Here is a 14,275-nt window from a genome sequence, read left to right as displayed (position 1 = left end):
CGATCCGGCCGGGCGTGCGGGCGAGTTACGCCGCGGACATCTTCCGCGTCGGCAACATCGCCGGCGAATGCCATCCGATCATCGCCGAGGGCATTGCGATGGCGCTGCAATCGGGCTGGCTGCTCGCATACGCGCTAGCGCGGCACGACGTCTGGGACGCGCGATCGCGCGCCGTCGCGGGGCGCGACTATTCGCGGGCGTGGCGGCGGCAGTTCTCGACCCGCATCGCTGCCGCCGCGGTGCTGGCGCGGCTCGCGATCCTGCCGCAGACGGCTGGCGCGATGCAGGCTGTCGTCCGCGCGCTTCCGTCGAGCCTTTCCTTCGGCGCCTGGCTGAGTGGCAAAACGAGGGCTGTGCCGGAATGCCGATGATCCGCGAAACGATCGTCACCACAATCGACAATGCGGACGCGCCGCAGTGCGGGAAACTTTGCGCCGTCTGCGATCAGCATGAGTGTCGCTTTCTGCATCATGAGCTTTGGGCCGGTGACTGACGCGGCCATCAATCCCGCGCGCACACTAGGTGTTTAGGCCCGGCGATTGGCACCGGCGATTATTCGCAGGTTCTGCCCTACACTATCGCGCAATTCGTTGGCGCTGCAGTAGCCGCGACAGCCTATCGCTTCATCTTTGCGAAGAAATTCGGCGACGAAATGTAGGGCAATGCCGAGGAACCGGCATTCTGATCGCGGGCACCGCGCACACCAAGTTTGGCGTCCGCACGATTTTGGCGTGACACGAATACAAAGGATATCATGACTATGAATGAAATGACAATCGGAAAATGCCCCTTTGGGGGCAATCGGATTGGCGGTGCGCAGGGATCCAAGCCAACACTGGAAGACTGGTGGCCGAATCGACTGCGCGTCGAAATCCTCCACCGCGATGGCCCACAGGCCAATCCGCTGCCCGAAGATTTTGATTATGCTGCCGAATTCAACAAGCTCGACCTCGACGAGGTAAAGCGGGACATCAAGGCGTTCCTGCATTCCTCCGTGTCCTGGTGGCCGTCCGATTATGGCAACTACGGCCCGCAAATGGTGCGCATGGCCTGGCACGCGGCCGGCACGTACCGCATTGCCGATGGTCGCGGCGGCGCCGGTGAGGCGATGCAGCGCTTCGCCCCGATCAACAGCTGGGAAGACAACGGCAACACCGACAAGTCCCGGCGGCTGCTATGGCCGATCAAGCAGAAACACGGCGTCGCGTTGAGCTGGGCGGACCTGATGGTGCTGACCGGCAACTGCGCGCTGGAGATCATGGGGCTGAAGCCGGCGGGGTTTGGCGGCGGGCGTCGCGATGCCTGGGAAGCGGACGACGCGACCTATTGGGGCCCGGAACTGTGGGAAAATGGCGAGATGGTCACGCGCGACAAGCGCTGGCGCGGCCAGAACGGCGACGCCGACTACGATCTGGAAAACCCGCTCGCCGCCTCGCACCAGGCCCTGATCTACGTTAATCCGGAGGGGCCCTATGCCAACGGCGATCCGATCGGCTCGGCGCGCGATATCCGAATCACCTTCACCCGCATGGCGATGAATGACGAGGAAACCGTCGCTCTGATCGCGGGCGGGCACGCGTTCGGAAAAAGCCACGGCATGGTGGACAAGGCCAAGATCGGACCGCCGCCCGAAGTCGCGCCGATAGAGGCGATGGGGCTCGGCTGGATGAACCCGGAAGGGACCGGCTATGCCGAATACACGATGACCAACGGCATCGAGGGGAGCTGGACCCCGAACCCGGTGCAATGGGACAACAGCTATCTGGAAAACCTGTTCAAATTCGAATGGGTACAGACGCGCAGCCCGATCGGCGCGGTCCAGTGGACGCCGAGCGATCCGAACGCGCCCAAGACGCCCGATGCGCATCTGCCAGGCGTCGAACATCCGCTGATGATGATGACGTCGGACATCGCGCTCAAGATGGATCCCGAGTATCGCAAGGCGTGTGAAAAATTCCTCAACGACTTCGATGCTTTTACCGACGCCTTCTCGAAGGCCTGGTACAAGCTCACGCATCGCGACATGGGCCCGAAGAGCCGCTATCTCGGCCCAGAAGTCGCGGCGGAAGATTTCTCCTGGCAGGATCCGATCCCCAAGCTCGACCATCCAGTGATCGGCGACACAGAGATTGCCAGCCTGAAGGAGAAAATCCTGAGCTTCGGACTGTCGGTCTCCGAACTGGCGAGCGTCGCCTGGAGTTCGGCGGCGACCTATCGCGACACCGACAAGCGCGGCGGCGCCAATGGCGCGCGCATCCGTCTGGCCCCGCAGAAGGATTGGGAGGTGAACAACCCGGCGCGGGTGCGGAAGGTGGTCACCGCGCTCGAAGCGATCATGGATGCGTTCAACGGCTTGGCCAGCGGCGGGATGAAGGTTTCACTCGCCGACCTCATCGTGCTGGGCGGCTGCGCTGCTGTCGAGAAGGCAGCGAAGGACGCTGGCGTGGATGTGTCCGTGCCGTTCACGCCGGGCCGGATGGACACCACGCAAGATTTGACCGACATTGAGCAGTTCGGATGGCTCCGCCCGGTTTCGGACGGTTTCCGCAATTATCACAAGGGCGATTTCGAGCGCGTGTCGCCGGAGCGGTTCTTCCTAGACCGTGCGGCGCTGATGACGCTGACGGCGCCGGAATGGACGGCGCTGGTCGGTGGCCTGCGAGTGCTCGACACCAATTACGACGGGTCGAAACACGGCGTCTTCACCGACCGTCCTGGCGTGCTGACGAACGATTTCTTCGTCAATCTGTGCAGCATGGATCACGAGTGGAAAAAAGCGGACGAGAATGGCATGAGCTTCACCGTCAACGACCGCGCGACCGGTGAAGCCAAGTTTACCGCCACGCGCTGCGACCTAGCGTTCGGGGCGAACGCGCAACTCCGCAACGTGGCAGAAGTCTATGCTGCACTTGGGGGGCATGAGCGCTTCGTCAAGGACTTCGTCAGCGCTTGGAACAAAGTCATGATGCTCGACCGCTATGATGTAAAGCCGAACTAAACCGTATGGGAGTCCCCCGGCTTTGCCGGGGAGGCAAAGACCAGCGGCACGAATGTTCCTCGACCGCTGGTCTGCTGCTCGCGCTGAGCTCAGCTCGTTTCTGATGCTGACCTCAATGTCGCGCTGCACGAATGGACGTTCAGGACCTCGGCATATGCCACCTTCGAGGACCTCGTTACGAGGAATCGCCGTATCGAAAATCCTGTGCCCGTACGTCCCGACTGGCGGCATTATCTCGCGGTCATCCAACGCAAGCCCGGAGCCCTTCCCCGTCAGGGTCACCTCCGGCTTCCTGTATAAGCCTCCCTTGGCAAGGAGAGCCCAGATGATCCCAGCAGTCTTGTTGGCCAGCGCGACTGCGACCACTTTGTAGGGCTTGCGGGCCATCAGTCTGGTGAGCCACGCTGGCAGAGGGACGCCGCGCTTCGCCTATTTGAGAATCGACGTATGAAGTTGACCCGGATTGATGGACACCTTTGAAGTCATGTTTCGAGGTGTGCTATTGAGCGTTATCGAGCAGCTTATCCACCGGAGTCCCGGCGACAGATGATTGAACTTGTCCATTCCGGACGCAGTCCCGAAGATCTCGCCCGCGAATTCGAGCCGACCGCGCAGTCGATTTCGACGTGGGTGAAGCAGGCCGAACGGGAGGCCGGCAAACGGGCCGATGGGCCGATCAGCGCCGAGCGAGAGGAACTGGCCCGGCTGCGCCGTGAGAACCACCGCCTGCGCCAGGAGCGCGACATCTTGGCAAAGGCGGCGGCCTGGTTCGCGCGGGAGAGCAAGGCGAACCCGAACGGGTTTTCCGGTTCATGAGCGCGCACCAGGCCATTTATCCCATTCGAACGATGGCGCGCGTGCTGAAGGTGTCGGCCTCCGGCTATTACGCCTGGCGCAGCCGGCCTGCTTCGGAGCGGGCGCCGACCGACGCCGATCTGACGCGCCGAATCCGGACGATCCACGTCGGATCGCACGGAACCTACGGCGCCCCGCGCATCCATGCGGAGCTAAAAGCCGAAGGCATGGCGATCGGCAAGAAGCGGGTCGCCCGTCTCATGAAGGTGGCGTCGATCGCTGGCGTCAGCCGTCGGCGGAGCGTTCAAACCACACGGCGCGATCCCAATCATCGTTCGGCAAGCGATCTCGTGCGCCGAAATTTTACAGCCAAAAGACCAAATGAATTGTGGGTCGCCGACATCACGTTCCTTCCGACGCTGGCCGGCTTCCTGTTCCTCGCCGTCGTTCTGGACGTCTGGTCGCGCCGGATCGTCGGCTGGTCGTTCTCGGCCGGTCTCAAGACCCGCGTTGTGCTCGACGCCCTCGACATGGGTCTCGCCGCCCGCAAACCGGGGAGCGTCATTCATCATTCGGATCGAGGTTCGCAATATACGTCCGTCGCTTTCGGCAGTCGCTGCAAGGAAGCCGGCGTCAGGCCCTCGACGGGATCAGTCGGCGACGCCTATGACAATGCGATGTGCGAGAGCTTCTTCGCCACCCTCGAATGCGAACTGCTTGATCGCCGTCGCTTCCGATCGCACAGCGAAGCACGCATGGCGGTCTTCCACTTTATCGAGGGGTTCTACAATCCGTCACGACGCCATTCGGCCTTGGGCTATCTCTCGCCGATCGAATACGAAAGGATACACGACGAACTGAACGAAACCGCCTAAGCCCCAAACCGTCCATCAAAACGGGGCAACTTCAAGATACGGGCGTCGACCCGATCGGTCTTCGCGAGAACGCCGTGGCGCGGGCGAACTCCGGGCCTGACGCGGATTGACCCGCGAGAACAGATGACTGCGTTCGGCGAGAGCAGCGATCAGATTGCCGTCGCATCCACTGGTCGCTTCGAAGACGACCAGGACATCGCGCTCAAGTGTGTCGAGCCAGGGCGTGATAGCCTCCAAGGTATTGGCGATCCTGTCGATCTTTCCGTTCGGTACGCAATAGTGATCGATGAAGGCGCGCGAAAGATCGAAGCCGGCGATGGGCTTGTGGCATGGTGAGAGCTCCTCTCCATGTCGTGCAGGATCTGCGGTCCCACGCAACTGTTCAGGGTTTAGAGAACGCGAAAGAGGGCCTTGCTTCCACACGGGATCCGTACTCTCGGGGGGAGGGCTCCCTTCCACAGCCTCACCTTCTGACAGTCCCGACCGAGGGGGCACTCGACTTCGACTCGAGCCTCTTGACCTTCTGCTTGGCCTTACGCTGGCCGAGCAAGGGTGAGATGTTCTCTTAATTTCCATATCCCGTGAGGACGGGCCGGGGAGCCTCGGGCAGCCGCCTCACTCGCGGAGGTCGATCGCGAAATCTATCATGGGCGCCGCATCGATTAGCGGCGCAATCGGCTGATCATGCCGAACGACATTCCGACGCCGAACGCGATTAGCACCGCCGTGAACGGATGATGTTCGATACCGGCTTCAAGTTCGCCGCTCGCCGCGCGAACACGCTTTTGCGCGTCTGCGGCCGCGCCGGAAATTTTCGCCTTCGCCTCTCGGACGCCGTCGGAGAGGCGAAGGCCTGCACCCTGTGTCTGATGTTTCACCAGCTCGCCGATCGCTTGGACAAGATGCGCAACGTCCTGTCGCAGGGCGGTCAAATCACGGGCGAAATCTTCAACGGCGCGTTCAGCGCTTTTGGGCATGGAAATCTCCGACATAAAGCGTCGGCGACGTCGACCGCGACATCGCCGACGCGGAATTGAGCATCGCGCCGCCGCTATTGGTTCCGGTCGTGCCAATCCGCGACGGCCTTCTCGGCCTGTTCGCGGGTATAGCCATAACGCTCCTGGACGCGTCCGATGAGTTGGGTCTGCTCGCCCTCGATCATTCTAAAATCGTCGTCGGTGAGCTTGCCCCATTCTTTCTGAGCTTTACCCTTGAGCTGCTTCCAATTTCCTTTGATCTGATCCCAGTTCATCACAGTCTCCTCGTTGTTGGGCGTATTTGAAACCGCGCGAGATGCGAAGCCTATCCCGTCGCGTCCATTGTCGGATAGTTTTGTTGCCGTCGCCCGATGCCAGACGACCTGCTTGTCACAAGGTGGGAGAAGCAGTCAGTCATCCCGCAGGCGGCCGCCGAAGGCCGCGGCGGCGCTCGCGACGAAAGCCCCAATAACCAACGACAGAGCTGTGAGAAGCGAAGTGGTAATACCTGCTTTGCGGGCCTTATCGGCCGTTTCCTTGGCCTTCGCTTTCGTCTGATCTATCTGAGTAAGGACGTCGTCGACGCGTTGTTGGGCATCGGCTGAAGTCCGTCCCGTCCGCGCGGAAACGAGCTGCGCCAGATAGGTTCTGTCTGCCGCCGACACTGAGCCGGAAGAGAGACTCAGAATGAGGATCCTCGAAGCTTCGGTTCGAGCGTCGGTCTCATTCCGACTCGCCGCCGTCGGGCCAGTGGCCGAGGATAAATCCGCTGGCGGGCGGAACATCAGGTCGACAAAATAATCGGTTGGGAGCCCAGGCCCCGTAGCCGATTTGTCGGTTCCTGCCTGCGCCGCGCCCTGGGCGGCTCCCGTCGCCCCCGACGTCACGGCGGCGGTGCCACCTGCTATGATGGCTGAGGCGGCGGACCCCAGAACTCCAGCGACCAGGACCGTGGCGAGCGCCCACGCGAGAAAGCCATGGGCGGTATCGCGGAAGAAAACTTCATCCTGGTGAACCCCCGCCCATTTCGTTCTCAACCGGCCCGTCAGATAGCCGCCCAGCGCCGAGGAAAGCCATTGAACAACGATGAGCCAGATAGCTGTCGATACCGCGAAAGTTATCGGGCTGACGCCGCTGTTTGACCACGGCGAAACCATCGTAAGACCCAGTCCGGACCCTATCAGCAACAAAACCAGCGAGGACGCGACCGCTGCAATCGCGCCCGCAATGATCGCTCCCCAAGAGACCGCCGAGGCGGATGTTTCGTCGCCGCCGGCGAGAGTGGTTATTTCCAGTGTTTCCATCTTCCGCCTCTTATCGGTAAAGAAGAAAAATAAGGATAATCACCGGAATCGGGATTCCCAACAACCAAAGCAGAATGCCACGTCCCATAACGCTCTCCCTACTATGCTATAGATTCAAGCGAATTCGTTAACTTCTCCGGATAGCTTCAATCCGCAATGCGAGGATTTGAAGTCCGCGCCTGACCATGATTGAACGATCTTGCAGACTACACGCAAGCTCCCAGATCCGGGCGAGCAAATCGCGAGCGCGATATCTGTTTCTCTTTGAGCGTGTCTTTGAGACCGCGGACGACGTTTTGAACCTTGTCTGGCATCTTGTCAGCCGCGCTTTCCGGCTTAAGCTTCATATCGTCGCCTGACCGCTGGCGGCGTGCGTGACCGCGCCTTCGAGTTCCTTCGCAGATCCGACGATCCTTGCCTTGTCCTTGCTTTTTTCCTCCCAAATGTGACAAGGCCCGTCGTCGGAGAGGCAGCCTAGACTATTTCTTATCCCAACTATGAAGAATGCGGTGCCTGCTCGTCGTTGTCGTTGATTTAGATCAGACGCCTTAGCATTACAGTTGCAATTTCAGCGGTTCTCTGAATCCATGGGTGACCATGATTCGGAGATCATGGATGGCTGGGGCATCGATCGAGACGACGCTGGAGCTTTTGGGCGGTGTCGCTGCGAGACGTGAAAGCGCGGATCAGGCCGTTGTTCACGCAAGAGCGCGTGGCGAGCTCGGCGGGCTTGTTCCTTGATGGTTTGCTTGGCGATGAGCGGCGCAAGACGGGTTGGATGCGGGCGGAAGCGGCCGGCGATCCAGGCCCCTGGCGCCAACAGGCTGTTCTCGGCCGTGGCCGGTGGAATGCTGACGCTCTGCGCGACATCGTGCGGGACTATGTTGTGGAGGCGTTGGCCGATCAGGACGCGGTGCTGGTTCTGGATGAAACCGGTTTTCTGAAGCAAGGCAAGGCCTCATGCGGCGTAGGGCGCCAGTACACTGGCTCGGCCGGCAAGATCACAAACTGTCAGATCGGCGTGTTCGCCGCTTATGTGTCTCGCCACGGCCACGCCTTCGTCGATCGTGCGCTCTACCTGCCCAAGGCCTGGACCGACGATCCCGCGCGGATGGCGGCGGCCCATTTGTTGGAGGAGACGGGCTTCGCAACCAAGCCTCGGCTCGCTCTCGACATGATCGATCGGGCGATCGCTGCGGATGCGCCATTCGCCTGGGTCGCCGCCGACAGCGTTTATGGCGTCGGCGACATCGACTGGCCGACCTCGACGCCGTTGAATATGATGATAAGCATAGAGGCCTGTGGACGCGCAGCGTGTTGATCCGCCGCAATATCGCGGATGGAGATCTCGCCTACTTCTCGACCTGGAGCACGATTGGAACAAGCATTGAAACTCTGGTCAAAGTAGAGGGACATCGCTGGGCGATCGAGAACAGCTGCGAAACCGCGAAGAATGAATTGGGGCTCGACCACAACGAGACCCGTTCCTGGCATGGCTGGCATCGCCACGTCTCGCTCGTCATGCTGGCCTTCGCCATGATGGCTGCGATCCGTCATCACGCCAACAGCGCGCGGCCCCCAAAAACGATGCGGGGAGCCAAGAAAGCAAGGCCTCGCCGTCCCTGATCCGCTGGTCCGTCCAGGAAATCCGCCGTATCGCCACGCGGCTGGCTCAGCGCAGAATTCAGCCTGCCCACATCGTCGCATGGTCAATCTGGCGAAGGGCCCATCAAGCCGCAGCCCGAAAAGCTGCGCCAGGCGTAATAGCCGGAGGCCGACACCTTCAGCACGCGCGCCATCGTTCGAATGGGATAAATGGCCTGGTGCGCGCTCATGAACCGGAAAACCCGTTCGGGTTCGCCTTGCTCTCCCGCGCGAACCAGGCCGCCGCCTTTGCCAAGATGTCGCGCTCCTGGCGCAGGCGGTGGTTCTCACGGCGCAGCCGGGCCAGTTCCTCTCGCTCGGCGCTGATCGGCCCATCGGCCCGTTTGCCGGCCTCCCGTTCGGCCTGCTTCACCCACGTCGAAATCGACTGCGCGGTCGGCTCGAATTCGCGGGCGAGATCTTCGGGACTGCGTCCGGAATGGACAAGTTCAATCATCTGTCGCCGGAACTCCGGCGGATAAGCTGCTCGATAACGCTCAATAGCACACCTCGAAACATGACTTCAAAGGTGTCCATCAATCCGGGTCAACTTCACTCCGATCTCCTCCGTCGTCGCAGGCAGTTGGTCGACATGCGGAAAGCCGAGAAACTGTACCAACAAAGCGCCGACCAAGACGAGATCACCCGGCGATCGAGGCGATGATCGACCTCCTCGGCCGCCAGATCGCCGATCTCGACCGTCGTATTGCCGGATTCATCGACGAGGATGCAATGCTGGCAAGCCAAACCCGGCTCCTCGCCGCCGTCGCAGCATCGGCCCCACCGCCCTCGTTACACTCCTTGGAGAGTTGGCGGAACTCGGAACGCTGTGCCGACGCCGCATCGCCTCGCTGGCCCGGGGCCTCGCCCCATGCCCGGGAGAGTGGAGCCTGGCGCGGTTCTGTGCTCGACCCATAGGCCTCCGACTGGACCTTACGCGCCTCTGCCGCCATAGTTCGGCGATGAAGGCATCCGAAATTGGACCCGTTCTCATTACCGGCTGCTCAAGCGGCGTCGGCCGCGCCGCCGCGGCGGCGTTTCGCGCCGCGGGCTTCGAGACGTTCGCGACTGCGCGCGATCTCCTTGCGCTCGAACAGCTGCGGGCCCTCGGCTGCGCGACGCTCGCTCTCGACGTCACGGATGAAAGCGCGAGACGGGCTGCGGTCGAAGCTGTCGAGAGGCAATTCGGCGCGGTCGGCATTCTCGTCAACAATGCCGGATACGGCCAGTATGGTCCAATCGAGGAAGTAACGCTCGACGATATGCGTCGACAGTTCGAAACCAATGTTTTTGGCGGGATGCGCTTGTCGCAGCTTGTCTTGCCGGGGATGCGACGCGCCGAGAAAGGGCGCATCGTCAATGTCAGTTCGGTCGCGGGGCGCGTCAGCGTCATGGGCGGCGGCGCCTACCACGCCGCGAAATTCGCTATTGAGGCCATCGCCGACGCACTCCGTCCCGAAGTGGAACCGTTCGGCATAGACATTGTCAATGTGCTGCCGGGGCCGATTGCCACACATTTCGAAGCGACGCTGCTCAAAACGATCCCAGAGACTGGCGACGACAGCCCCTATGCGCTCTTCAAGGAAAATCTCGCTCGCGGGATGCGCGCTTTCCTCTCGCCGCGCGGCTTCGGCGTAATGACTGCCGATCACGTCGCAAACGTCGTCTTCAAGGCCGCGACGGCGGCGCGCCCGCGCACGCGCTACAATGTCGGCTTCATCGCCAAATTTGGGCCCGTGGGACGCGCGCTTGCGCCTGACCGTCTTGTGGACGCCGTGTCTCGTTTCGTCATCCCGAACAAAGTCGGCTGAGTTTCTCAGCAGAGGAAAGTCCGCGACATTCGCTCGACTTCGCGGTATGCGTGCTGCCTCCACACTCCAATCGTTGGGCGCCTGGGCGCTTGTTCTTGCTCTCCTCCGCAGGCGACCCCACGACCGGCGGGGTTCTCGACCGCCCGAGCCTGCATCGCTCGTTTGCATCTCGGTCAGGAATGTCTCGCCAGTGAGAAGCGCTTTTTTGATGAAAAGATCGCGGCGTTCCAGCAGACCCGAATCCGCAGGAGCGAGATCGCCGGCGATCAATTCGATGATGTCGCCAGGTCAGCCTGTCGACGGGAGCGCAAAGGATTGCGCCGTCGCGCCTGATGCTCGCCCGCACCGCCGCCGACTGGCGCAACGCCTCGTCCCCACGCCGGCTTGGGCCCGCGCATCTGCGCACGTTAAGCTCAAGAGGCCTTGCTTCGGTAAGCGCGATCATGGGATTGATGCGGCCGTTCCACCCCGATTCAGGTGCTGAAGCGGGCGAGCGTGGCAGCTACATCGAGAGTTTGTCGAGCTGTCAGGTCGGTATGTTCGCCATTGACGAGTCGAGGGCTTCTTGGCGCTCCCCGGGACAGAGGCTCACGCCTCGAGAAAATGGCCAAGAGGCTTGAGGGATTGGATCCTGTCGAAAATGATCTTGGCAATCGCCAACATCGGCACGGCGAGTATGGCCCCCAGCACGCCCCACATCCAGTACCAGAAGATGAGCGCCAAAACGACCAGAACCGGGTTCAGCGTAAATCGCCTCGCCAGCAGCATCGGGGTCAATGTTTCGCCTTCAATGAGGTGAATGCCAAAATAAAGAGCGGCCGGGAGCAACGCTCGCCAAAACAAATCGAAACTCAGCAACCCAGCCAAAACAAAGATCGCAATGCCGACCAGGGGCCCAAGGTACGGCACGTAGTTCAGGAGGAATGCGACGGAACCCCAAAGCAAGGGGTCGCCCAGTCCACAAAAATATGCCGCCGCCCCCGTCGCCAATCCGACAAGCATGTTCATCATTGTGATGGTAAGAAGGTACATAGAAATATCATTCTCAATCCTCTGTGAAATTTCAACGGCTCGACGCTTGTCGCTAAAATGCGGGAGAACCTCGACCAGCCGGCGCAGAAAGGTGTCGCCAGACGCCAGGAGAAAGAACAGCACAATCACCATGGTGAACACCCCGTCGGCGATGTCGCGGGTGCCAAATACAAGCTTGTTCAGGAAGCCGGACCCTGCGCTGACTCGGGACGGCGCGCCTGACGCTTGCCCCTCCGCCACCCGTTCGGCCTCATGGAGGAACCGCTCCAGGGCCCCGAGCGGCGCACTCAGGAAACTGAGGTGTTCTTGGAGGCGAGGTATGCCGGCGGGCAGTTTCTGCGTCCACGATGCGGCAGGTCCCGACAAGGCGGCGCCAACTCCGACGAGGCTGCCCATGACCAAGCCGATGGCGAGAACCGCTCCGATCATACGAGGCACGTACAACCGGTCGAGGAGGCGCATGGGTGACTGTAGAAGAAGATTGAATATGAAAGCGAACACAACTGGAGCAAGGATCGCGCTGGCCGCCTGAAGCGCGGCGATCGCGGCGAGGCAAAACAGTCCACCAAGAAAGGACGTCGCTAAATCGTAACGAGCTGGCGCCGCGGACTGATCACCAGGAAAGTCTGGTTTTTGTCCCTCGCGCTGATCGCTGTCTTCGGTGCTGTCCATGGCGTGCCTGCGGTGAACGTAACTGTCATCGGGATCGCATAACAAAGATCGGAATCGCGTACAGAAAAACCCCAATCTCTCAACGCCTCTCGGCCGCGCCAATCATCGACAAGTACCGGCAAGTGCGGTGACATGCTTTCGACAAGCAGCGCCGCCGCGGACGCAAACAGCCGCGCATCATAAAAACAATAAGCACGCGTAAGCAAAGAGCAGTTCTGCTTTTTTTTTTTGCTGCAAGGTCCTATCATTTTGGCGTATAGCTTCCCAGATCGCATTGGGTAATTTTCTTATTCTGAGTTGCTAACTCTGAGTTCCTAAGAGTGGTGCCTTCTTAGAGCGAGGCGCCACAAGGCGTCGACCCCGGAGGGCTTTCGCATGACGTTCCCGCGAAACAAGAAGACTTGGTCTTTGCTGGCGACACTAAGTGTCATCGGCAGTTTAAGCTTGGCCTACGCCCAACAGGGGCAAGGTGTCGTAAGCAGCTATATGCCCGTCGATATCACGGAAAGCTTTGCGTCGATCATGGCGCGAATGAAAGCGGCGAAGCCGCAGATCGAGAAGGCGCATTCCGATCTCCTCCAGGCGCGTTATGATCTTAGCGACAAACCCGCCAGAGACGCAACGATGTCGCAAGGAAAGCCTTTGCAGGAGGGCGTTCGGGTCAAGTTGTCCTCTGGGGCGACATGGGAGCAACTGGCGTCCATGACCCCGGAGATGATCCGCGACGAGAATCTGTTTCCCAAAGGGTTCTATCCTCTGCCGCATCCAAACCATCCGGAAGGCGGAATGGTTTTTCCCAAATTCGAGATCGACGAAATTAAAAAACAGGAAGGCCGCGACCTTACGCGCTTCGACCTTGATTTCGACATACCGGATCATTTTCTGCCCGAATTTCCAGCGCCCATCTATTTAACGACGCGTCCTGATCTCGGCGATGTGTCGAAGGGTAAGCTGGTCACAATCGATAATTACTACGAAATCTTCAACGGGATCCTGAATCCGAAGCAGATCGAGGGCCTACGCCTGTTGTTGACGCCATTCCCGCAGCAACAGTTCAACCAGACTGAGGATCGGCGCACAGAGAAAGCGAGCCGCGGTGTCGCCTGCCTCGATTGCCACCAGAACGGCAGCACCAATGGCGCGACGCATCTTGTCGGCGACATTCGCCCACAGGAATTCCGGCATCGCATCGAAACCCCTGTGCTGCGGGGCGTGAACATTCAGCGGCTCTTCGGCTCGCAACGCGCCTTGAAAACTGTCGAGGATTTCACCGAATTCGAACAGCGGGCAGCCTACTTCGATGGCGATCCCGTGATCGCCACGAAGAAAGGGGTGAACATTCTGGAACGCGGCAGTCAGGTCCACTTTATGGCCGAGTTTCAGGAGATATTGGACTTCCCGCCGGCGCCCAAACTCAATATCTATGGAAAGCTTGATCCCGCGAAGGCGTCGCCGGCCGAGCTACGAGGACAGGATGTTTTTTTCGGCAAAGCTCAGTGTTCGGCTTGTCACACGCCGCCCTACTATACTGACAATCTCATGCACAATCTGCAGACAGAGCGCTTTTATAAGCCCGAGTTGATCAATGGATTGATGGCAGTCGGGGACGGATCGATCAAGACTTTCCCGCTCCGCGGGGTCAAGGATTCGCCGCCGTATATGCATGATGGACGGCTCCTGACCCTGGAGGACACGGTGGAGTTCTTCAATCTTGTGCAGGGCGTCAAGCTTACCCCCACGGAAAAGCAGGACCTTGTGCAGTTCCTGCGCGCTCTGTAACGGCTCCCGTCAGGCTCGCCGGCACCTTTCGTGTCGTCGGCGCCGATTGTTCGCAACAGAGGCCGACGGGCAGAGACCGCGTTCCGGGTACAAGCGCGACCGCCGCGCCGGAGGCTCCCGCGCCTGAGTTGACGCCGAGGCCTCCCTCTGGCGCGAGAAGCTACAGTTGCGGCATGGGCTGTTCGCTAAGACAGAGCGGATCGGCAACGAGGTCTATCGAACGTACAACACCGCGAGGGCGGACGTTTTCGAATACATTAATGGACTTGCCCCGGAAAAATGGAGAGGTTTCCTGAGATTTGAAAGGAAACCGCGATGGGGAAGCAGCAGCGCCGTTTCACGGCGGACTTTGAAAAGGAAGCTGTGCGGCTGGCGACGACCAGCGGTC

Annotated in this window: 13 protein-coding genes and 2 pseudogenes; 8 read left to right on the top strand and 7 right to left on the bottom strand. The window is 60.5% G+C overall.

Annotated features, from left to right (window positions below; translation table 11 throughout):
• From CR492_RS19690 to CR492_RS19675, 5 genes and pseudogenes are all read left to right on the top strand, one after another.
• Positions 1 to 371, top strand: a pseudogene (locus CR492_RS19690) (NAD(P)/FAD-dependent oxidoreductase); the annotation flags it as partial.
• Between the two features lie 30 nt (positions 372 to 401).
• On the top strand, positions 402 to 530 hold the full coding sequence (locus tag CR492_RS21555; protein ID WP_210200281.1) for an aquaporin: 129 nt from the start codon (positions 402 to 404) through the stop codon (positions 528 to 530).
• 230 nt (positions 531 to 760) lie between these two features.
• Complete coding sequence (gene katG, locus CR492_RS19685; protein WP_210200280.1) at positions 761 to 2,998, top strand: catalase/peroxidase HPI; 2,238 nt, start codon at positions 761 to 763, stop codon at positions 2,996 to 2,998.
• A gap of 501 nt (positions 2,999 to 3,499) precedes the next feature.
• Positions 3,500 to 4,668, top strand: a protein-coding gene (locus CR492_RS19680; RefSeq protein WP_432431226.1) for an IS3 family transposase whose coding sequence is annotated in 2 segments (ribosomal slippage) — positions 3,500 to 3,758 and positions 3,758 to 4,668 — 1,170 coding nt in all. Because the reading frame shifts where the segments join, the coding sequence is not laid out codon by codon here.
• A 123-nt stretch (positions 4,669 to 4,791) separates the two neighbouring features.
• Positions 4,792 to 5,004, top strand: a complete 213-nt coding sequence (locus CR492_RS19675) for a hypothetical protein (protein ID WP_102845420.1) — start codon at positions 4,792 to 4,794, stop codon at positions 5,002 to 5,004.
• A gap of 326 nt (positions 5,005 to 5,330) precedes the next feature.
• Here CR492_RS19675 and CR492_RS19665 read toward each other — a convergent pair whose 3' ends face one another.
• The 3 genes from CR492_RS19665 to CR492_RS19655 all read right to left on the bottom strand — a co-directional run bounded on the left by CR492_RS19665 (position 5,331) and on the right by CR492_RS19655 (position 6,949).
• On the bottom strand, positions 5,331 to 5,645 hold the full coding sequence (locus CR492_RS19665; protein ID WP_180982641.1) for a DUF883 family protein: 315 nt from the start codon (positions 5,643 to 5,645) through the stop codon (positions 5,331 to 5,333).
• Positions 5,646 to 5,719: 74 nt separating this feature from the next.
• Positions 5,720 to 5,920, bottom strand: coding sequence for a CsbD family protein (locus tag CR492_RS19660; protein WP_102845417.1), 201 nt, complete (start codon positions 5,918 to 5,920; stop codon positions 5,720 to 5,722).
• Positions 5,921 to 6,055: 135 nt separating this feature from the next.
• Complete coding sequence (locus tag CR492_RS19655; protein ID WP_102845416.1) at positions 6,056 to 6,949, bottom strand: hypothetical protein; 894 nt, start codon at positions 6,947 to 6,949, stop codon at positions 6,056 to 6,058.
• A 597-nt stretch (positions 6,950 to 7,546) separates the two neighbouring features.
• Here CR492_RS19655 and CR492_RS19650 point away from each other — a divergent pair.
• Positions 7,547 to 8,575, top strand: a pseudogene (locus tag CR492_RS19650) (IS701 family transposase).
• 83 nt (positions 8,576 to 8,658) lie between these two features.
• On the opposite strand, the gene CR492_RS21405 reads toward CR492_RS19650, so the two are convergent.
• The 3 genes from CR492_RS21405 to CR492_RS19640 are packed head-to-tail and all read right to left on the bottom strand — an operon-like array spanning position 8,659 to position 9,340.
• Positions 8,659 to 8,784, bottom strand: coding sequence for a hypothetical protein (locus tag CR492_RS21405; protein ID WP_280951556.1), 126 nt, complete (start codon positions 8,782 to 8,784; stop codon positions 8,659 to 8,661).
• Positions 8,781 to 9,095 carry a transposase gene (locus CR492_RS19645; RefSeq protein ID WP_432431225.1) on the bottom strand — a complete coding sequence of 105 codons (315 nt, stop codon included), beginning with the start codon at positions 9,093 to 9,095 and terminating at the stop codon, positions 8,781 to 8,783. The genes CR492_RS21405 and CR492_RS19645 overlap by 4 nt, the downstream gene beginning before the upstream one ends.
• Before the next feature lie 50 nt (positions 9,096 to 9,145).
• Entirely contained in the window at positions 9,146 to 9,340 is a 195-nt protein-coding gene (locus CR492_RS19640; protein ID WP_102845414.1) for a hypothetical protein, read from the bottom strand.
• Positions 9,341 to 9,555: 215 nt separating this feature from the next.
• On the opposite strand from CR492_RS19640, the gene CR492_RS19635 reads away from it, so the two are divergent.
• On the top strand, positions 9,556 to 10,404 hold the full coding sequence (locus CR492_RS19635) for an SDR family NAD(P)-dependent oxidoreductase (RefSeq protein ID WP_102845413.1): 849 nt from the start codon (positions 9,556 to 9,558) through the stop codon (positions 10,402 to 10,404).
• A gap of 588 nt (positions 10,405 to 10,992) precedes the next feature.
• Here CR492_RS19635 and CR492_RS19630 read toward each other — a convergent pair.
• Positions 10,993 to 12,108, bottom strand: coding sequence for an AI-2E family transporter (locus tag CR492_RS19630; RefSeq protein ID WP_102845412.1), 1,116 nt, complete (start codon positions 12,106 to 12,108; stop codon positions 10,993 to 10,995).
• 375 nt (positions 12,109 to 12,483) lie between these two features.
• On the opposite strand from CR492_RS19630, the gene CR492_RS19625 reads away from it, so the two are divergent.
• Positions 12,484 to 13,887 carry a cytochrome B6 gene (locus tag CR492_RS19625; protein WP_102845411.1) on the top strand — a complete coding sequence of 468 codons (1,404 nt, stop codon included), beginning with the start codon at positions 12,484 to 12,486 and terminating at the stop codon, positions 13,885 to 13,887.
• Positions 13,888 to 14,275 lie beyond the last annotated feature (388 nt).

Source organism: Methylocella silvestris (assembly GCF_002891535.1).
In the GTDB taxonomy this organism is placed as follows: domain Bacteria; phylum Pseudomonadota; class Alphaproteobacteria; order Rhizobiales; family Beijerinckiaceae; genus Methylocapsa; species Methylocapsa silvestris_A.
This window is presented reverse-complemented; position numbering and strand designations above follow the sequence as displayed.

What these genes read in the sequence shown, in the direction of transcription:
- CR492_RS21555 (WP_210200281.1), top strand. Translation starts at nt 402, where the DNA reads ATGCGGACGCGCCGCAGTGCGGGAAACTTTGCGCCGTCTGCGATCAGC.
- katG (WP_210200280.1), top strand. Translation starts at nt 761, where the DNA reads ATGAATGAAATGACAATCGGAAAATGCCCCTTTGGGGGCAATCGGATT.
- CR492_RS19675 (WP_102845420.1), top strand. Translation starts at nt 4,792, where the DNA reads ATGACTGCGTTCGGCGAGAGCAGCGATCAGATTGCCGTCGCATCCACT.
- CR492_RS19665 (WP_180982641.1), bottom strand. Translation starts at nt 5,645, where the DNA reads ATGCCCAAAAGCGCTGAACGCGCCGTTGAAGATTTCGCCCGTGATTTG.
- CR492_RS19660 (WP_102845417.1), bottom strand. Translation starts at nt 5,920, where the DNA reads ATGAACTGGGATCAGATCAAAGGAAATTGGAAGCAGCTCAAGGGTAAA.
- CR492_RS19655 (WP_102845416.1), bottom strand. Translation starts at nt 6,949, where the DNA reads ATGGAAACACTGGAAATAACCACTCTCGCCGGCGGCGACGAAACATCC.
- CR492_RS21405 (WP_280951556.1), bottom strand. Translation starts at nt 8,784, where the DNA reads ATGAGCGCGCACCAGGCCATTTATCCCATTCGAACGATGGCGCGCGTG.
- CR492_RS19635 (WP_102845413.1), top strand. Translation starts at nt 9,556, where the DNA reads ATGAAGGCATCCGAAATTGGACCCGTTCTCATTACCGGCTGCTCAAGC.
- CR492_RS19630 (WP_102845412.1), bottom strand. Translation starts at nt 12,108, where the DNA reads ATGGACAGCACCGAAGACAGCGATCAGCGCGAGGGACAAAAACCAGAC.
- CR492_RS19625 (WP_102845411.1), top strand. Translation starts at nt 12,484, where the DNA reads ATGACGTTCCCGCGAAACAAGAAGACTTGGTCTTTGCTGGCGACACTA.